The sequence below is a fragment of the Caulobacter sp. FV1ye13L genome (assembly GCF_058681155.1).
On the sequence record NZ_CM178732.1, the window covers coordinates 711,443 to 730,155 of the forward strand.

An 18,713-nucleotide genomic window follows, 5' to 3' on the forward strand; every position below is an offset into this window, starting at 1 on the left:
ATTATCGTCAGACCGCTGGCTTGAGCGGCGGTTCGACGAAGCGGGCGATCAGGGTCATCACCAGATAGACGGCCAGGGCGGTGAGGCCCAATTGCAGGGCGCCGCCGCCGGGCGGCGACGCCAGGGCGATTTCCTGCACGGCCAGGAGCAGGCCGAGAAACAGCGGGGCCGGCCACCAGGCCCGTCCTTGGCTTCCGCGTCGCCAGGCCCAGGCCGCGCCGGCCATGGCCAGCAGGCCCATTTCCAGGGCCTGCTCAGGCACGGGATAGTTCCACCAGCCCAAGCCCACCTTGGGACCGCCGAACCACAGGGCAAGGTCTGGTCGGTGGACCAGAAAATCCAGGCCCCAGTGCGACAGCACCGTCAGCCCCACCACCGCAGCGGTCCAGCGCGGAAGCTTCAGCAGCCAGCCCGCCAGAACGGCCGCCGCCACCGCCCACAGGGCCGCGCCGGGCAGGCTGTGGGTATAGGGCATGTGCTCCAGGACCAGGGCGCTGCCCGGCAAGGTCGGATCGACCCTGACCCGCTCGGCCCCGGTGATGATCAGCACGCTCCAGCCGACATCGATCAACTGGCTGGCCAGCACATAGGTCCACAGCGGCGCTTTGGGCGCGACGGCCTTGGCGGCCAGGGCGGCGGCGTAGTGTCCAACAAACATCGTGTTCCCCCAGAATGAACCCCCTCAGCATGCGCCCGGTCCGCCAGGTTTGAAAACCGGCGTTCTGGAATGGAGCGGCCTCAACCCACAGCCGCCCCTCCTCGCGTCCGCTTCCGGTCAAGGCTTTCGCCGCCGCGCCGGCGCACGCCGCCAGGCCTCGTCGACCACCCTCAAACCCCTTGCTGGCAAGGCCTTGTTAAGCCTGAACCTTAAGGTTGCCGACACCTCTCCGAAAGCCGGTGTTTACCCGGGTGCTGTACCACTCTGAACCAACAAGAGCCCTGCTCCATGTCGAGCGCGGCCGGTTATGGTGGGTGTCTTCCTATGTCCAAGACGGTTCTCGTCGTCGATGACGATCCGACTCAGCGTCGCCTGATCCAGGCGGTGCTGGAACGTGACGGGTTCGCGGTCTCGCATGCCGAGAGCGGCGACGCGGCGATGGCGCACCTGACGTCCGGCGCGCCCACCGACGTGGTGCTGCTGGATCTGGTCATGCCCGGCCTGAACGGCCACGACACCCTCAAAGAGATGCGTTCGCGCGGCTTTGTGCAGCCCGTGATCGTGCTGACCGCCAGCGGCGGCGTCGACACCGTGGTCAAGGCCATGCAGGCCGGCGCCACCGACTTCTTCATCAAGCCGGCCTCCCCCGAGCGGATCACCGTGTCGATCCGCAACGCCCTGTCGATGGGCGACCTGAAGGGCGAGGTCGAGCGTCTGACCAAGCGCACCGCCGGCAAGACCACCTTCGCCGACCTGATCGGAACCTCGCCCGCCATGACCCTGGTCAAGCGGATGGGCGAACGCGCCGCCAAGAGCGCCATCCCGATCCTGATCACAGGCGAAAGCGGCGTCGGCAAGGAGCTGATCGCCCGCGCCGTGCACGGCTCGTCCGACCGCGCCGGCAAGCCCTTCGTGGCCGTCAACTGCGGCGCCATTCCGGAGAACCTCGTGGAGTCGATCCTGTTCGGCCACGAGAAGGGCTCCTTCACCGGCGCCACCGACAAGCACCTGGGCAAGTTCAAGGAGGCCGACGGCGGCACCCTGTTCCTCGACGAGGTCGGCGAACTGCCGCTGGACATGCAGGTCAAGCTGCTGCGCGCCCTGCAGGAGGGCGAGATCGACCCGATCGGCTCCAAGCGCTCGCAGAAAGTCGATGTGCGCATCGTCTCGGCGACCAATCGCGACGTGGCCCACGCCGTGTCGCAGGGGCGGTTCCGCGAGGACCTGTATTACCGCCTCAACGTCTTCCCGATCGAGGCCCCGTCCCTGCGCGAACGGCGCGATGACGTGCCGGCCCTGGTTGAGGCCTTCATCCGCCGCTTCAATGTGGAAGAGGGCAAGCGGGTCATCGGCGCCTCGCCCGAGACCCTGGCCCTGCTGACCGCCTTCGACTGGCCGGGCAATGTGCGCCAGCTGGAAAACACGGTCTATCGCGCCATCGTCCTGGCCGACGCGCCCTATCTGCAGCCCTATGATTTCCCGGCGATTTCGGGCCTGCAGGCGCCGATCGAGGCGATGCCGTCGGCCAGCGTCACCGGGCCCGACCTGCCGTCCGTGCTGCAGGCGACGCATGCCGCCATGGCCAGCGCCCCGGGCGACGCGCCGGTGCGCATCCTCGACGATCGCGGTCATCTGCGGACTCTGGAAGAAATCGAACGCGACCTTATCCAGCACGCGATCGATGTTTATGCCGGCCATATGAGCGAGGTGGCGCGCCGCCTCGGGATCGGCCGCTCCACCCTCTATCGCAAGGTGCGTGAGCAGGGGATCGATGTCGACATGAAGGAAACTGGCTGATGACCCTCGTTCTGCGCCCGGTCTCGCGCGAGCAGCGCCTGAAGACGCTGATCAAGCCTTGGAAGGCGCCCCGCCAGGCGCCCCGCCAGGTCTGAAGTCAAGCCACCCGGGCGACTTCACTATCGTCGGAATGGTCGGGTTCGACCGTTTCGGCGTTCCGGGTCCAGCCCGCCGCGCCGCGCGTCACCGCGCCGTCGGCCTCTAGCTGCTGCAGTTCAAGTGTAATGGCCGTCGCCGGCACCGAACGGTTCCAGCGGCGTTCCAGCTGGAGCGCGATGTCGGTCGCCGCCAGACCCACACCGCCCTGCTGAAGGGCCATCAGGATCATGTCGCCGATCGAGCGGCTTCGCCGTCCGCGGCGGCTGGGAGCCGGGCTGGAGAAGGCCGAAGCTTCGGCCGCTATGCGGTCCTCGCTGAGACCGGCTCTTTCGATCGCCCCCAGGGCCAGGCTGATCGCGCGCAGTTCGCCCTCGAAAGGCGCCAGCGCGCGTTTCTGGGCCTCAGCCATGCGGACCTCTAGGTCCGCCTTTCTTCGCAATAGATAGTCATACGTCGTCGCCATGGCGCTTGTCCGTTACCGTTAGCGTTGATCCGGCGCCGATGCAGATAGAGGTCCGCGCGCGCTGGAAAGGGCGAACGTCGCCCCCACCGGACGAAGCGTTCCTTACTGTCAGGATCACGAAGACCCTGCGCCATAATGTCTCACCCCGCTGGTTACCGCGACCTTAATGAAGTTCGCTGAACCTTGTTTTCCGGTAAGCTTTTGGGACTTTATTTCAGTAAAATCAGCCGAAAAACCTTTATGCTGAACGCCGCGCGCCATACCTGAGAATCTAAGTCGTTGCAGGCCTGTCTCGCCTTGCGACTTTCAGCCCGAAGACTCCGGCGCGCCGACGGCTGCCGCGCATTGCCAGAATGCCGCTGGGGAAGGCGGCCCGGCTGAAGCGCCCGGACCTCGCCATCGACGGCGGCGCGATCCCTGGGGCCGTCACGTCGCACAACTCCAGGATGCATAAACGTGCCGTCGGCGATGGTCGCCGGATCAGGATCTGCAAACGCCGAGCGCCGGGGACATCGACAGCGACCAAGGCGCGCCCGGCTCGAACAACACCGCGACGCCAGCGGCCGCTACCCGTCGTCCTCGGGCTCGACCTCGACCGGTGCGGGCGCCTCGCGACGGCCAAAGCCCCGGCCGCGTTTCATGGGCTTCTTCTCGCCCTTGGCCTTGGCGACGATTTCCTTGAGCTTGATCGTTTGGTTGCCCGACAGGGCCTGGTCGCGACCGCCTTTTTCAGGATCGCCGAAGGCCCGGCCATAGGTCTCGACGCGCTGGGCGACGGAGGTCAGGAACTCGCCCTCCCAGTCGGAAAGCGCGATCCCGCTCTTCTCGGCCGCCCGCCTGGCGCGCTTCAGCGCGTTGAGCGCCGAACGTTTGGCTTGAGCTCGAGGGTCGGGGGGCTTGGCACGCATCGCCGGGGACTATCCCCGAAGCCGCGCCAAACCGCACCCCGCAAAAATCTCGGCTTTAGATCGCGCCGACGGCCGACAGATAGAGGTCGAGGATGGCGTCCTCTTCCTGACGCTTGGCGCGATCCTGCTTGAGGATGCGAACCACCTTGCGCAGGATCTTGACGTCGAAGCCGTTACCCTTGGCCTCGTTATAGACTTCCTTGATCTGCTCGGAGATCTCGGCCTTTTCGACCTCGAGGCGCTCGATGCGCTCGATGATGCTCTTCAGCTGGCCCTGGGCGGTGGAGTTCAGAACGTCGGCGTGGGCGGCGTCGTCGGCCATGACGGAAAGCTCTCAGTCGGAGTGGAAATTGGGTCGCGGACCATAGTCGGCGCGCCCCCGCCTCACAACAGGCCGTGCGCCTGAATCATCGGCCGCAGGGCCGCCGGATCTGTGAACAGATGTGTATGGAATCCCATCGCGTCGGCGGCGGCGATATTGGCGGCGTTGTCATCGACGAACAGCAGGTCGCCGGGCGCCAGCCCCGTGCGCTCCAGCACGATCTCGTAGATCCGCCGCTCGGGCTTGATGACGCCTTCCTCGGCCGAGACGACCACGTCCCGGAAGTGTCCGAACACCGGGCTCATCGCCTGGACGCCGGGCCAGGCCTGGCTGGACATGTTGGTGAGGCCAAACTGCGGGACGCCCCGCGTGGCTAGGTCGTCCATCACGGCTTCAGTCTCGGAAATCGCGCCCGAGAACATTTCCGGCCAGCGGTCCCACCAGGCGGCGATCTGCTCGGCATAGTGGGGATGCAGCGGCGTCAGCCGGGCGATGTTGTCGGCGAACGACAGGCCCCGGTCGGTCTCGCCGTGCCAGTCCATGGTGCAGACACGCAAAAGGAACCCGTCGAGTTCGGCGGGTTCCTTGAAAATCTTTGCGAAGAGCGTGCGCGGATTCCAGCGCACGATGACATTGCCGACATCCCAGAGCAGCGCCCCAGGAGAGCCGACAGCGGTCATCAGCCCTGCTTGGCTTTGAAGCGCGGGTCGGTCTTGTTGATGATGTAGACCACGCCCTTACGACGGACCAACTTGCAGTCGCGGTGGCGCGACTTCAGCGACTTCAGCGAGCTACGAACCTTCATGACCGTCTCTATACTCAGCGGACAAGTTCGGCGCGCCATTGGGCGACCGGACCATCCGGGATGTTTCGGAGGGAGGGCGTATAGGCAAGGCGGGACACAGAGTCAACGGCTCCAAGGCCCTGGAGCGGAACTTCACCGCTCTGTCGGCCTTGTGATTGAAGAGTTCACCCGGATGCCGGTAGCCTGCGCCCATGGATCGTCGCTTCTTTCTCGTTCTCCTGCTGGCCGGCTGCGCGGATACGTCCCCTCAGGGGCCGCTGACCTCGCTCGTCTCGGCGATGCCCACGGCCGCGCCGACACCGACTGGCAGCGCGCCCTCACCCATGATCGCCACGCCCGTCCCGGCCGGTGAGCTGAGCTTCGACTCGTGGCTGGCCGACTTCATGGGCCGCGCCGAGGCCGCCGGCCTGACCCGGCAGCTGCTGGAGCGTGAACTGGGCGGGGTGACGCCCGACCCCAAGGTCATCAGCCTGGATGGCCGCCAGCCGGAATTCTCCAAGCCCGTCGGCGACTATATCAAGGGCGTGATCAGCGACGACCGCGTCGCCGTGGGCCGCCGCAAGCGCGACGAGCTGGCCTTCCTGCCGACGGTCGAGAGCCGCTATGGCGTGCCGCGCGACATCCTGCTGGCCGTCTGGGCCATGGAATCGGCGTTCGGCCAGATCCAGGGCAATTTCGACGTCGTGCGCTCGATGGTCAGCCTCGCCGCTGACGGCCGCCGACGCGGCTGGGCCGAGGGCGAACTGATCGCGGCCCTGCAGATCATCGATTCGGGCGAGGTCCCCCGCAGCCAGCTGAAGGGCTCCTGGGCCGGGGCCATGGGCCAGACCCAGTTCCTGCCCAGCAACTATCGCACCACCGCCGTCGACGCCGACGGTGACGGCAAGCGCGACATCTGGGGCTCGGACGCCGATTCCCTGGCCTCGGCCGCCAATCTGTTGGCCAAGGGCGGGTGGAAGCCCGGCGTGGGCTGGGCCAAGGAAGTGATCCTGCCGGCCGGCTTTGATTACGGCCTGTCGGAAGGGCCGCGCGAGATCCCGTCATGGTGGGAAGCCAGGGGCGTGCGCCGCGCCGACGGCCTGCCCTGGACCAGCGCCGACGCCGCCTCGCCCGCCGGCCTGATCCTGCCGGCCGGAGCCTCGGGCCCCGCCTTCCTGGCCCTGCCCAACCATTTCGCGATCCGCAAATACAACAACTCCACCTCCTACGCCCTGGGCATAGGCCTGCTGGCCGACCGCTTCGCCGGCGGCGGGCCCCTGGTCGCCGCCTGGCCCGTCGAGGCGCCGCTGTCGCTGTCGGACCGCATGGCCGCCCAGATCGCCCTGGCGCGCCTGGGCTTCGACCCCGGCGCCCCCGACGGCGTGATCGGCGCCGGCAGCCGCAAAGCCCTTCGAGACTGGCAGCGCAGCCGCCAGCTGCCCGCCGACGGCTATCTGTCGATGGATATGGTCCAGCGGCTCAAGGCCCAGGCGGGGCTGAGCTAGGGCGCGGATACTCAGTCAGCCGCCCCTTCTTCCACGTCATTCCCGCCCTTGTGGCGGGAACCCCTGTTTCAGCTGCCACGTGAGACGCCAGCGCAGTGCGCGCACTGCGCCCTTTCCCGATCTCGCCTTCGCGGAAGGGGTCGGGCTGGCTGGCGCAGAGCGCGACGCACTACGCCTTTGGCGAGCGCGCGACGATGCGGCCTATTCTGGCCGGTTGCTGCCGGGCCCGCTCCAGGATGGCGTCGAGGCAGGGCTCCGGACGATCTGGAGCGCAGGTCACGCTGAACTCCGCCAGCGTCCTGTTCTTTTCGCTGATCCGTCGGCCTGCCAGACGCGAGGGGATCGTGATCCGAACGAGATACCGAAACTCCCCGTTTTTCGCCGTGGCGCCATCAGCGATGTGCACATTCATGGGCTCGCTGAAGTCGCGAAGAAAGCCCGTCTCGACCCTCATGCGGGCATCCACAACCTCGAAAACCGCCTGTGTATTTGGATCGGCGCCACTCCAGCTCGCGTAGAAGTGGGTGGGTTCAGCAGGCGGGATCGTTGCGCAGCCAGAAATAGCCAGCGCCGCGCAGGCGCCGAAGATTGACAGGCTTGGGGCGTTTCGGGGCATTCGCGCGAACCCTCGTTCTGCACACACGCAAAACGCTAGCTTCGCCGAACGATCGCCTCAAGGTCAAGCCGGCGCGATGGTTGGCGATGTGCATGACGGTTGGCCGCCGAAACAGCGCCCTCAGCCCGTCGCGATCTCCATCCAGACCGCGTGGGTCTGCCCCGGCGCCAGCGTCACCATCCCGTTATCGCCCTCGCCGAACGGATTGGGCCGGCTGGCGCAGGGTTCGACGCAGTAGAAGTCATGACCCGGCGGCGCATAGACGTGCAGCCAGCGACACTGCGGCGACGCGGTGATCGTGGTGGTCGGCAGGCCGGGCGCGCTCAGTTCAGCCCGCTGGGTCCAGCCGGTGTAGCAGTGGTCGATCAGGGTCGCGTGGCCCTCGACGCCCGCACCCCGAGCCCAGTCAGGCCCCCAGACGCCCTGGTGATGCGCCGTCGGCAGCACGTCCTGATCGATCATCCAGACGCCATCGACCGACGCCTTGAGCGCCTCGCCCGGACGCAGGGGGAAATAGGGGTGGAAACCCAGGCCGGCGGGCATGGGCGCATCGCCCGTATTGGTCACCGACAGCTCCAGGCGCAGACGGCTTTCGCTCAGGACGAACCGCTGCTCGGCGCGATAGGCCCAGGGCCAGTCGGAGGGCGCATGGTCGTAGGACAGCAGCGCCTGGGCGCCCTTGGCGGCGTCGACGGCCCAGGGGTGGCGCCAGCCCTGGCCATGCAGCGGGTGGGGATGATCGCCGAGGTTCGGCTTCAGAACGCGCTCCTGGCCCTGGAAGGTGAACCGACCGTGCGGAATGCGGTTGCAGAACGGGACCAGCGGGAAGCTGGAGACGTCCAGCGGATCGCTCGCGCCACGCGCCATCGGCCGCAGGATATCGCGGCCCGCAACGGTGAAACCCGCGACGGCGCCGCCGACATCAGGGAACAGCTCAAGGCGCGCCGCGCCGTTTTCAAGAACGATCATGGCCGCATCGGTAGGGCGTTTTCCGGATCGCGCGCAAGCCTGAAGGGTAGCGCTCCCATGCGGGCCGACTTGCGCGATCGGGCCGGGCGATGCTCAAACTTGGCCATGACCGAGAAGCTCTCCGCCAGGACGGCGCGACGCATGGCGCTGGCGGCGCAGGGGTTTGGCAAGGCCCGCCCCGCCGCGCCGGGGCGGCGCCATGTGCTGTCGACGATCGACACGCTGGGCCTGCTGCAGATCGACTCGGTCAATGTGGTGTCGCGCTCGCACTATCTGCCGCTGTTCTCGCGGCTGGGCGACTATCCGCGAACGCTGCTGGAAGATTTGGCCTGGGGCAAGACGCCCGCCCTGGTCGAATACTGGGGCCACGAGGCCTCGCTGATGCCGCGCGACCTGCACCCGCTGCTGCGCTGGCGGATGGCCGACGCCAAGGCCGGGGTGGGTGTCTGGAAGGGCGTGGCGAAGTTTCTCGACAGCCATCCCGACCTGATCGCCCGGGCCCTGGACGAGATCCGCCGGCGCGGACCGCTTTCAGCCGGCGAGCTGGAGACCGGCGCCAAGAAGGGGCCCGGCGGCTGGTGGGGCTGGAGCGAGTCCAAGCGCGCTGTCGAATGCCTGTTCTGGATCGGCGAACTGACCACCGCCACCCGCCGCGCCGGCTTCGAGCGGGTCTATGGCACGCCAGACCAGGTGCTGCCGGCCTCGCTGATCGAGACCCCCACGCCCCGCCGCGAGGACGCCCACCGCGCCCTGCTGACCCGCGCCGCCGGGGCCATGGGCGTGGCCACCGAACGTGACCTGCGCGACTATTTCCGCATGGGCCCCGCCGAGAGCCGCGCCCGCATCGCCGAGCTGGTCGAGGACGGCGTCCTGATCCCCGCCCAGGTCGAGGGCTGGGACCAGACGGCCTATGTCGCCGCCGGGGCCGCGCGGCCGCGCAGGATCGAGGCCACCGCCCTGCTCTCGCCGTTCGACAATCTGATCTGGTTTCGCGAACGCACCGAGCGGATCTTCGACGCCCGTATCCGGCTGGAAATCTACACCCCCGCCCACCTGCGCACCCACGGCTACTATGTGCTGCCGTTCCTGCAGGGCGAGACCCTCACCGCCCGGGTCGACCTGAAGGCCGACCGCAAGACGGGCCGGCTGCTGGTACAGGCCGCCCACGCCGAGCCGGCCGCCGATGGCGAGACGGCGCAGGCCCTGGCGCAGGAACTACGGCTGATGGCGCGGTGGCTGGGCCTGTCGGACGTGGTCGTCGCCGAGCGGGGCGACCTGGCCCACGCCCTGACGGCTGAACTGAAGCTCTGAACCGCGAAGTTGGCGGGTCTGGTCAGGCCAGACCGGAACGACCTCAGGCGACCTCGCGGCCCTCGCTGAGGCATTCGCTGATGGCGCGCGCGCAGCCCGGTATGCCGAGCGCGCCGATGAACGACATGGCGACGGCGCCGACCAGCATCACGGGCTGAAAGATCGATTGGAAGAAGCGCATGGAGTCTCTCCGCAAAGCCTCACCGTTCGGCACGATGCAGACCAGTAAGCCCGAACCGTGACAATTGTTCCGGACCCGCACGGAAAAGTTCAGACGGCGTTGTTTTTGTCACCGGGACCCGGAAACCCGTAGGCCTGCCTGGTCGCCTCAATCCGGTCGAGCTTGGCCCGGAGGGCAGACCAGTCGTCGTCGGCGGCGATCGGCGCCCACAGGGCTTCGACCTCCTCGATCAGCAGTTCCTCGGGTTCCGGCTGCGCGAACACCGCATGCTCGAGGCGCTCTGGCCGATCCGGCTCGAAGTCCGCCAGACGACGACGGAAATCGGCGAAGGCGTCCTGCCCGTAGAGGCCCGCGCGGGGGCCGGCCATGGCGCGGCCCTCCGACGCGGCGCCGCCGAACCAGTCGAAGAAGAACGGCTCCCAGCGCAGGTCGTCGCCGCCGCCGGCCAGCGCCTTGAAGGCTGAGCTGACCAGGTCGATGTCGGCCTGGGGGTCGCGCGGCTTCAGGGCCAGACGCCGTAGCATCGCCGCGCGCAGGGCGTCGCGATAGGCGTCGGAAAAGCCGTTCAGCGCGGCCAGAAGTCCGGCCTGATCGGTCACCAGGGTGAGGCAGGCGGCCAGCTGCTGCAGGTTCCAGAATACCGCCTCTGGCTGGCGGCCAAAGCTGTAGAGGCCCGAGTGATCGAAATAGGCGGCCGTGAAATTGGGATCATTGCGCGGCAGGAACCGCCACGGGCCATAGTCGAAGCTCTCGCCGGTTACGACCATGTTGTCGGTATTGAGCACGCCATGCACGAAACCGGCCGACATCCAGCCGGAAAGGAGTTTCGCGCTGGCCTCGACCACCGCCCGCATCAGCACGGCCGGCCGGTCGGGCTGGTCGGCGAGGTGCGGATAATAGGTCTCGACCGCATGGTCGACCAGCACGGTGATCAGGTCGGGGCGTTCGAGATAGGCCTGGCGCTGGAAGGTCCCTAACCGGATGTGGCTGTGCGACAGACGGGTCAGCACCGCCGAGCGGGTGGGGCTGGGCTCGTCGCCACGCTGCAAGGCCTCGCCGGTCTCGACCAGCGAGAAGGCCCGCGAGGTGGGAACGCCCACGGCTTCCAGAAAACTCGCCGCGAGGATTTCGCGCATGCCGCCCTTCAGGGTCAGCCGGCCATCGCCCTGCCGCGACCAGGGCGTCTGGCCCGAGCCCTTGGTGGCCAGGTCGAGCAGTCGGTCTGTGCCAGCCTCTCGAAGCTGGGCGAACAGAAAGCCCCGGCCATCGCCCAGGTCGGGATTGTAGCTGCGGAACTGATGGCCGTGATAGCGCATCGCCAGCGGCTGGGGCTGATTGCCGGGCAGCGGCGCGAAGCGGCCGAACGCGTTGAGCCATTCGGCGTCCGACAGGTCCTGCAGGCCCACCGTGGCCGCCGCACGATCATTTCGATAGCGCAGGCGGGTCATCGGAAAGTCGGCGGGAGCGACCGGATCGGCGAACTCGCGCCCCAGGGCCATGAACTGCGGATCGGGACGGTAGGCGGGCGATACGGTCATGGGTCGCAAATGAGCCCGCCAGCCCCGTCTGGCAAGCCTCGCCCGCCCCGTCTTGCAGGGTTGAGAATGGCGAGCGACCCGTGTCGCTTCTCGGCAACAGACCGTTCAGATCCTTTTGTCTGTAGGGGTTTTAACTTGCTCTGGCTGCCCGTGCTCCCTAACCGTTCAGTGTCAATTCGAACACGCGTTCGGGTGAGTCCAAACAAAAACAGCCGCAGGCGATGCAAGCGCCCGTGGCATAACGAACTGAGGTAGGAAATGCGCTTTACCCAGGTGCTTTGCTGCACGGCGTCTGCCGTCGTGCTGGCCGGTCTGTCCACCGCTGGCGCCGTCGCGGCCCAGGAAACTGACATCCCCACCGTCGACAGCATCGTCGTCACCGCCCAGAAGCGCGAGCAGAACCTGCAGGACGTGCCGGTCGTGGTGACCGCCGTCGGCGCCAAGCTGCTGCAAGACACCGGCGTCAAGGACATCAAGGATCTGACGATCCTGACCCCTGGCCTGACCGTCACCTCGACCACGTCGGAAGCCTCGACCACCGCCCGCGTGCGCGGCGTCGGCACCGTCGGCGACAACCCCGGCCTGGAAAGCTCGGTCGGCATCGTGATCGACGGCGTCTATCGTCCCCGCAACGGCGTGTCGTTCGGCGATCTGGGCGAAATGGACCGCATCGAAGTCCTGAAGGGTCCGCAAGGCACCCTGTTTGGCAAGAACACCTCGGCCGGCGTCATCAACATCGTGACCAAGGAGCCGGAATTCGGCTTCGCCGCCAATGCCGAAGCCACCATCGGCAACTTCAACGCCCACGGCCTGGCCGCTTCGGTCACCGGACCGCTGTTTGGCACCGAGACCCTGGCTGGCCGCCTGTATGTCGCCGCGCGCGAGCGTGACGGCTACAACGACGTCATCACCGGCAAGGGCCCCAGCAAGCGCGATGAGGACTCCGACCAGGGCTTCTACACCGTGCGCGGCCAGCTGCTGTTCGTCCCGGACGACAACGCGACCTTCAAGCTGATCGGCGACTACACCAAGCGCGACGAAAACTGCTGCGGCGCCGTGCAGATCCGCACCGGCCCGACCTCGGGCATCCTGGCCCTCGTCAATGGCGGCGCGGCTCTGGCCTCTACCGCCAAGCCCTATGACCGGATCGCCTATTCGAACCGCGGCGCCCCGTCGTCCATCGAGGACAAGGGCGTTTCGCTGGAAGGCAACATCACCCTGCCGTTCGGCGAACTGACCTCGGTCACGGCCATCCGCAACTGGCGCACCGACAACGGCCAGGACAGCGACTTCACCACCGCCGACCTGGCCTACCGCAACAAGGACGGCACCAACTACAGCGAGTTCACGACCTACACCCAGGAACTGCGCCTGGCCGGCAAGACCGAAAAGCTGGACTGGCTGGTCGGCGCCTTCCTGGCTGACGAGAAGCTCGATACCGGCTCCAACTTCCTCTACGGCAATGACTACGAGCAGTATCTGGGTCGCCTGTTGTCGCGTTCGGCCGCCAACCCGGCCGGCATCGCCAACTTCGTTGCGCTCCTGACCGGTCGCGCGCCGAACACCACGTTCACCCCGGGCAAGGGCCTGGTGGACACCTACGCACAGCGCTCCAAGACCATCGCCCTGTTCACGAACAACACCTTCCAGTTCACCGAAGCCTTCGGCATCACCGCCGGCCTTCGCTACAGCTCGGAAAGCAAGGACGTCGACGCCTACCAGACGATCACCGACGGCGGCGTCGGCTGCGGCTTCGCTCTGACGCCGGCCGGTCAGGGCCGTATCGCCGGCATCGTCGGCGCGGCGCTCACCCCGACCATCGTCGGCAACCTCTGCCTGCCCTGGGCCAACCCGCTGTTCAACAACCGCGGCACCCACCAGGAGCGCACCGACAAGGAATGGTCGGGCACGATCAAGGCGGCCTATCGTTTCTCGCCTGAAGTGTTCAGCTACGCCTCGTTCGCGCACGGCTACAAGGGCGGCGGCTTCAACCTGGACCGCGCTCAATCCTCGAACGGCCTGCCCAGCGGCGGCCAGGGCGTCCTGCCGGTGCTCGACACCTCGTTCCCGGCGGAGTTCGTCGACAGCTATGAAATCGGCCTGAAGAACACGCTGTTCAACCGCTCGGTGCTGCTGAACTTCACCGCCTTCTACCAGAAGTTCACCGACTTCCAGCTGAACACCTTCCTGGGCACCTCGTTCGCGGTGCGTTCGATCCCCGAAGTGACCTCGCAGGGCGTCGACGCCGACTTCCTGTGGTTCACCCCGGTGCGCGGCCTGACCGTTCAGAGCGGCTTCACCTACGCCAAGACCGAGTATGGCGATCAGAAGATCCCCAACGATCCGACCAACGCCCTGTCGCAGCTGCCGGGCAACCGCCTGTCGCTGGCGCCGGAATATTCGGCCTCGGGCTCGCTGACCTATGAGCGTCCGGTGGGCGACAACTATCGCGCCCGCTTCAACATCGGCGCCAAGTACTCGTCGGACTACATCACCGGTTCGGACCTGTTCCCGCCGAAGACGCAGGACGCCTATACCGTGGTCAACGCCCGGGTCGGCTTCGGCGCCGCCGACGAAGCGTGGACCGTGGAACTGTGGGGCCAGAACATCCTCGACGAAGAATACACCCAGGTCGGCTTCAACGCCTTCCTGCAGGGCTCGTCGGGCCTCAGCGCCACCAACACCACCTATGTGCCGGCTAACGACACTCTGACCTATGACGCCTTCCTCGGCGCGCCGCGCACCTACGGCGTGACCCTGCGGGCGAAGTTCTAACCGGGAGGGGATCCGAGGGCCCGCTCACCAAAGCGAGCAGGGCCTTTGGCTTTCGGATGAGGAAAGGGCGATCCGGGCAACCGGGTCGCCCTTTTTCTTTTGGCCTTCCGATCGCCGCCAAGCCGACGCACCCTGTGCAGAGGATTCGATCGCGAGGCAGGCCGTGAAGACGATCAGGATACTGGGCTTCTGGATCTGCCTGGCCATTGGCGTCGCCGTGGGCGCCTTGGCCCAGCGAACGCCCCAGCCCGTCGGCGCCTCGGCCCCGGCCGCCGCCTTCTCGGCCACGCGCGCCATGCACGATGTGCGGGCCATGGCCCAGCGCCCCCACCCGACCGGCTCGGTCGACATCGTGCGGGTCCGCGACCACCTGCTGACCCGGATTGGCGAACTGGGCCTGGAGGTTTCGGTCCGGCCGGGCGAGGGCTTTCGCCCCTATTCGAAGGACGGCCGGTCCCTGGGCGTCGCGGCCGTGCAGAACGTGGTCGGCGTCCTGCCCGGACAGGACCGCGACCTGCCCGCCGTGCTGGTGATGAGCCACTACGATTCGGTGCACAATTCCCCCGGCGCCGCCGACGACGCCCTCGGGGCGGCGGCGGCCCTGGAGATCGCCCGCGCCCTGAAGGCCGGCCCGCCGCCGGCCCGCGACGTGATCTTCCTGTTCACCGACGGCGAAGAGGCGGGTCTGCTGGGCGCCGACGCCTTCTTCGCCCGCGACCCCACCGCCAAGCGGGTCGGGGTGGTGCTGAACATGGAGGCCCGGGGCGACGCCGGTCGCGCGGCCATGTTCCAGACCGGACCCGAGAACGGCGCCCTGATGGCCGTGATGGCCCGCGAGGCCGCCCGCCCCTCGGCCAATTCCCTGGCCTCTACCGTCTATGAGCGCATGCCCAACGACACCGATTTCACCCACGCGGTGGAGGCCGGGCTGCCGGGGCTGAACTTCGCCCTGATCGACAACCAGCTGGCCTATCACACGCCGCTGTCGACGCCCGAGCGGCTGGACCAGGGCAGCCTGCAGCATATTGGCGACCAGGTGCTGCCCATCGCCCGGGCTCTGGCCAGCGGCCAGACACTCCCAGCCAAGACGCCCAACGTGATCTATTCCGACGTGCTGGGTCTGGTGCTGATCAGCTATTCGACCGCCATCGGCTGGGCGCTTCTGGCCCTGGCCGCCGCCATGATCGGCTTTGTGACCTGGCGCGCCCTGAGCGGCGGGGTGACCTCGCCGCTGGAGATCGTTCGCGGCGTGGCCGGCGCCGTGCTGCTGCTGCTGGCCAGCGCCCTGGTGCTGCACCTGCTGGGTCGACTGCTGAACGTCGGCGACGGACAGAGGCTGTATGACCTGCTGGGCCGCTTTGACCTGCTGCTCTTGGGGGCTGGCGCCCTGGGCGTCGGCGCGGGGCTGCTGGTGATCACGGCCCAGGCTCGGGGCGCGCGGCGGATCTGGCCCAGCCTGGCCGCCATCGCCCTGGGCGGGGCCTGCAGCCTGGTCGGCGGGTTTGATCCCGTCGGTCTGGGCCTGGGCGCTGCGGTCGGCGTGCTGTGCTGGGCGGCGCTGGGCCCGCGGGTCGGGGTGCTGGGCGTCTGGATCGGCGGGCTGGTCATCCTGCTGCTGCTGTCCCTGACCGCCCAGATCCTGGCCCCCGGCGCGACGGTGATGCTGGTCTGGCCGCTGCTGCTGGCCGCCCTGGGCGCGACCCTGGCCATGGGCCTGGGCGGCACCCGCGATCGCCGCGTGGCCCTGGCCATGACCCTGGCCATGAGCGTGCTGGCCACCCTGACCATCGCCCAGCTGACCGCCTGGGGCGCCTGGACCTTCGCCGGGATCGGCCTGATGGAGCCCGCCGTCCTGGCTGTCTTCGTGCTGCTGGCCACCCCCGCCCTGGTGCCGATCACCTTCGACTTCGCGCAGTCGCGCTGGGGCTGGCCCGGCGTGGTCGTGCTGGTCGTGACGGGCCTGGGCCTCGTGATCACCGCCGCTGTCCCCGCCGCCTCGGCCGACCGGCCCAACCTGACCGAGGCCCATCACCTGGCCGATCCCTCGACGGGCAAGGCCTGGCGGGTCTCATCGATGCCGCAGCTGGACGACTGGACCCGCGCGACCCTGATCGCCGACGGCGGGGTGGACCTGAAGATGCAGGCCCTGCCGCCGTTCCACGCCGATCCGATCTGGATGGCCCAGACCCGCGCCGTCGAGGTGGTCCCGCCGATCCTGACCGCCGAACGCTCGGGCGACCGCCTGATCGTGCGGGTCATCCCCGGCCCCGGCGCCGAGGTGCTGAGCCTGAAGATCCGCGCCTCGACCGCCCTGCACGATCCGCGCCTGAACGGCCGGCCGATCATCCTGGACAGCCAGCCCGACGCCTGGTCGACCGTGACCTATCACGCCCCCGATCCCAACGGCGTCACGCTCAGCTTCACGTCCGAGGCGACGGGCCGGGTCGAGGCCGCCGTGATGGAGATGCGCGACGGCTGGCCGATGGACGCCGCGCCGCCCGCCACCAAGCCGCCCGAGCTGATGGCCACCGGCATGTCGGACAAGACCGCCGTCCTGGCCCATGCCCGGCTGGCCTGGTAGGCGGAAGAGCCAGAGATCCAGGCACGCCTTGAAGCCCTCAAAAACCTTGTCATCCCGGAAGCCTCGCAGAGGCTATCCGGGACCCAGGGGCCGGCGCACTGCGGTCACCCCTGGGTCCCGGCTCTCCGCTGCGCTACGGCCGGGATGACAAGGTTTTTGAGAGCTTCTGATGTCTCATCAACGGATGAGGGCGGCGTTATACCGCCACCACGCCTTCCGGCGGCGGATTGACGAACAGCGCCTCGACCAGGGCCGCGCGGCGCTCCAGCGTCGCGCGCTGGTTCACATAGCCCTTGTCGGTGATCTCGCCGGCGTCGATCGAGGGCGGTTCGGTCATCACGGTGAAGCGGGCGATGCGGCGCGACGAGCCACCAGCCCCGGCGTTGAACGTCGCCAGCCGCTCGCGCAGGAAGGCGGTCAGTTTCTCCATCGGCGTGCCCGGTCCCGGATCGGCGACCAGGGCCATCAGCCCCGAGGGCGAAGGCCAGAACAGTGCGCCGATGAAGCCCTTGTCCTGACCGCAGATCACCGCGTCGGCGATATAGGGGCTGCAGGCGGCCACCAGGTCGGGGCGCAGCACCCCGACGCTGACCCAGGTGCCGCTGTCGAGCTTGAAGTCCTCGGTCACCCGGCCGTCGAACACCAGTCCCTTGGCCGGATCTTCCGGATCGACGAACCGCGCCGCATCCCCCAGCCGATAGAAGCCCTCTTCGTCAAAGGCCGCCGAGGTTCTCTCGGGATCCTTGTGGTAGCCCGCCGCCACGGTCGGCCCCTTGACCCGCACCTCGAACTTGGAGCCGCTGGGGGCCAGTTTCAGCTGGATGCCCGGCAGGGGCAGGCCCACCAGACCGACCCGCTCGGTGATCCAGTGGGTGACGGTGATGCCTTGCGTCTCGGTCGCGCCGTACATGGTAGTCAGCGGAATGCGCTGGCCGGTCTCGGCGACGGCCAGGGCCTGGATGCGGGTATAGACGTCGTTGGACAGGGTCGCGCCGCCATAGCCCATATAGCGCAGGTTCTTGAAGAACGAGGCGCGCAGCACCGGGTCGTTCTCCATCGCCTCGGCCAGCATGGAAAAGGCGATCGGGGCCGAGCCGAACACGATCGGCGAGACCTCATACAGGTTCTTGATCGTGGTCTCGAACATGCCGGGCAAAGGCTTGCCCTCGTCGATATGCAGGGTTCCGCCGGCCCACAGGACGGCGTTGAAACCGATATTGCCGGCCGAGATATGGCTCCACGGCATCCATTCCAGGCTTTGCGGAACCTCGCCGGTCTCCGGCTCCTCCAGCTTCAGCCCGTCCTGGCCGGCGATCACCCCGGCCATCATGCCGTGGGTCTGGGGCACGGCCTTGGGCATGCCCGTCGAGCCGGAGGTGAACAGGTACTTGGCCACCGTCGCCGAGCCCAGGGTCTCGCGCGAGACCTCCACCGCGAGGGTCGGGACCGTGGCGGCGATGTCGGCGAAGCTCACTGCGCCCTCACCGGTTCCGTCTGCGGTGACCACCAGCACGGTCGGGTCGATGGCCTTCAGCGTCTCCAGCGCCTTGGCGAACAGCGCCCCGCTCTGGGCGAAGATCACCCGCGGGGCCACCTTGTCGAAACAGTGCTTCAGCTTGGCGTGGTCGCTCGAGATCAGGCTGTAGGCCGGGCTGATCGGCGCGGCCGGAACCCCGGCCGTATAGGCGCCCAGGGTCATCAGGGCGTGCTCGATCGAATTGCCCGACAGGATCATCACGCTGTCGTCGCTGGTCAGGCCCTGGTCCAGCAGCCACTGGGCAATCCCCTCGACGGCGCGGAAGGCCTCGCCATAGGTCGTCATCCGCCAGGGCCCGTGACCGGGCTCGCGCTGCTTCAGATAGGGCCGGTCAGAGTGCTCGCCGGCCTTCTGCGCCAACAGGTGAGCGATGGAGCGCGGCCCCTCGCCGGGCGCGTGGTTGGAGGTGATGACCAGTGAGCCGTCAGGCCGATAGTCGACACTGACCTCGGGCCCCTTCATCGGCAGAGGCTTGAAAGCCACCGTGCTGACATCGCGCAAAGGCGACGCGCCATCCGAAGGCGTCATGGTCTCGCTCCCTGTAGGTTATCATTGTTCTCTTTGGGGCGAGACGTTAGCGCAATGCCGGCGAACGGCAAGATGGCTCATGGGCGACGCGGGGCCGACGTCACCCCTGACCGGCCACGGGGGCCCCTCACCGGTCGAAAA

The 18,713-nt window shown here is 67.9% G+C and carries 17 protein-coding genes and 1 pseudogene; 6 read left to right on the top strand and 12 right to left on the bottom strand.

Features of this window, described 5'->3' with window-relative positions; all coding sequences use genetic code 11:
* Positions 1-7: 7 nt before the first annotated feature.
* Entirely contained in the window at positions 8-658 is a 651-nt protein-coding gene (locus tag ACW176_RS03155; protein WP_492110860.1) for a hypothetical protein, read from the bottom strand.
* A gap of 324 nt (positions 659-982) precedes the next feature.
* Between ACW176_RS03155 and ACW176_RS03160 the strand changes: the two genes are divergently transcribed.
* Together ACW176_RS03160 and ACW176_RS03165 are read left to right on the top strand one after the other, a co-directional pair.
* Positions 983-2,455 (top strand): sigma-54-dependent transcriptional regulator, encoded by a 1,473-nt coding sequence (locus ACW176_RS03160; RefSeq protein ID WP_492056376.1) that lies wholly within the window; start codon positions 983-985, stop codon positions 2,453-2,455.
* Positions 2,455-2,550, top strand: coding sequence for a hypothetical protein (locus ACW176_RS03165; RefSeq protein WP_419318900.1), 96 nt, complete (start codon positions 2,455-2,457; stop codon positions 2,548-2,550). Before ACW176_RS03160 ends, ACW176_RS03165 begins: the two co-directional genes overlap by 1 nt.
* Positions 2,551-2,552: 2 nt before the next feature.
* Here the strand turns inward: ACW176_RS03165 and ACW176_RS03170 are convergent, their stop codons facing one another.
* The 5 genes from ACW176_RS03170 to ykgO form a co-directional block, all read right to left on the bottom strand.
* On the bottom strand, positions 2,553-2,963 hold the full coding sequence (locus tag ACW176_RS03170) for a hypothetical protein (RefSeq protein WP_419318901.1): 411 nt from the start codon (positions 2,961-2,963) through the stop codon (positions 2,553-2,555).
* Between the two features lie 620 nt (positions 2,964-3,583).
* Positions 3,584-3,925, bottom strand: coding sequence for a hypothetical protein (locus tag ACW176_RS03175; protein ID WP_492110861.1), 342 nt, complete (start codon positions 3,923-3,925; stop codon positions 3,584-3,586).
* 55 nt (positions 3,926-3,980) lie between these two features.
* The gene (gene gapR, locus ACW176_RS03180) at positions 3,981-4,247 is read right to left on the bottom strand and encodes a nucleoid-associated protein GapR (protein ID WP_035047451.1); all 267 of its coding nucleotides are present in this window, start codon (positions 4,245-4,247) and stop codon (positions 3,981-3,983) included.
* A 62-nt stretch (positions 4,248-4,309) separates the two neighbouring features.
* A complete protein-coding gene (locus ACW176_RS03185) occupies positions 4,310-4,927 on the bottom strand; it encodes an HAD-IA family hydrolase (RefSeq protein WP_492110862.1) in 618 nt (205 codons plus the stop codon).
* Positions 4,927-5,052, bottom strand: coding sequence for a type B 50S ribosomal protein L36 (ykgO, locus tag ACW176_RS03190; protein WP_007663273.1), 126 nt, complete (start codon positions 5,050-5,052; stop codon positions 4,927-4,929). The genes ACW176_RS03185 and ykgO overlap by 1 nt, the downstream gene beginning before the upstream one ends.
* 191 nt (positions 5,053-5,243) lie before the next feature.
* Between ykgO and ACW176_RS03195 the strand changes: the two genes are divergently transcribed.
* On the top strand, positions 5,244-6,536 hold the full coding sequence (locus ACW176_RS03195; protein ID WP_492110863.1) for a lytic murein transglycosylase: 1,293 nt from the start codon (positions 5,244-5,246) through the stop codon (positions 6,534-6,536).
* Positions 6,537-6,705: 169 nt separating this feature from the next.
* Here the strand turns inward: ACW176_RS03195 and ACW176_RS03200 are convergent, their stop codons facing one another.
* Positions 6,706-7,152, bottom strand: coding sequence for a hypothetical protein (locus ACW176_RS03200; RefSeq protein ID WP_492110864.1), 447 nt, complete (start codon positions 7,150-7,152; stop codon positions 6,706-6,708).
* A gap of 120 nt (positions 7,153-7,272) precedes the next feature.
* A complete protein-coding gene (locus ACW176_RS03205) occupies positions 7,273-8,121 on the bottom strand; it encodes an aldose 1-epimerase (RefSeq protein WP_492110865.1) in 849 nt (282 codons plus the stop codon).
* Between the two features lie 105 nt (positions 8,122-8,226).
* Between ACW176_RS03205 and ACW176_RS03210 the strand changes: the two genes are divergently transcribed.
* Positions 8,227-9,432: a winged helix-turn-helix domain-containing protein gene (locus tag ACW176_RS03210; protein ID WP_492110866.1), complete on the top strand. Its 1,206-nt coding sequence runs from the start codon at positions 8,227-8,229 to the stop codon at positions 9,430-9,432.
* 43 nt (positions 9,433-9,475) lie between these two features.
* On the opposite strand, the gene ACW176_RS03215 is transcribed toward ACW176_RS03210, so the two are convergent.
* Together ACW176_RS03215 and ACW176_RS03220 are read right to left on the bottom strand one after the other, a co-directional pair.
* The gene (locus ACW176_RS03215) at positions 9,476-9,613 is read right to left on the bottom strand and encodes a hypothetical protein (RefSeq protein ID WP_419254085.1); all 138 of its coding nucleotides are present in this window, start codon (positions 9,611-9,613) and stop codon (positions 9,476-9,478) included.
* Between the two features lie 89 nt (positions 9,614-9,702).
* Positions 9,703-11,151 carry a protein adenylyltransferase SelO gene (locus tag ACW176_RS03220; protein ID WP_492110867.1) on the bottom strand — a complete coding sequence of 483 codons (1,449 nt, stop codon included), beginning with the start codon at positions 11,149-11,151 and terminating at the stop codon, positions 9,703-9,705.
* Positions 11,152-11,409: 258 nt separating this feature from the next.
* On the opposite strand from ACW176_RS03220, the gene ACW176_RS03225 reads away from it, so the two are divergent.
* The gene (locus ACW176_RS03225) at positions 11,410-13,926 is read left to right on the top strand and encodes a TonB-dependent receptor (RefSeq protein ID WP_492110868.1); all 2,517 of its coding nucleotides are present in this window, start codon (positions 11,410-11,412) and stop codon (positions 13,924-13,926) included.
* 163 nt (positions 13,927-14,089) lie between these two features.
* Complete coding sequence (locus ACW176_RS03230; protein WP_492110869.1) at positions 14,090-16,507, top strand: M20/M25/M40 family metallo-hydrolase; 2,418 nt, start codon at positions 14,090-14,092, stop codon at positions 16,505-16,507.
* A 75-nt stretch (positions 16,508-16,582) separates the two neighbouring features.
* Here the strand turns inward: ACW176_RS03230 and ACW176_RS03235 are convergent.
* Both ACW176_RS03235 and ACW176_RS03240 read right to left on the bottom strand, forming a co-directional pair.
* Positions 16,583-16,678, bottom strand: a pseudogene (locus tag ACW176_RS03235) (hypothetical protein); the annotation flags it as partial.
* Positions 16,679-16,703: 25 nt separating this feature from the next.
* A complete protein-coding gene (locus ACW176_RS03240) occupies positions 16,704-18,572 on the bottom strand; it encodes an AMP-binding protein (RefSeq protein ID WP_492110870.1) in 1,869 nt (622 codons plus the stop codon).
* Positions 18,573-18,713: the final 141 nt, after the last annotated feature.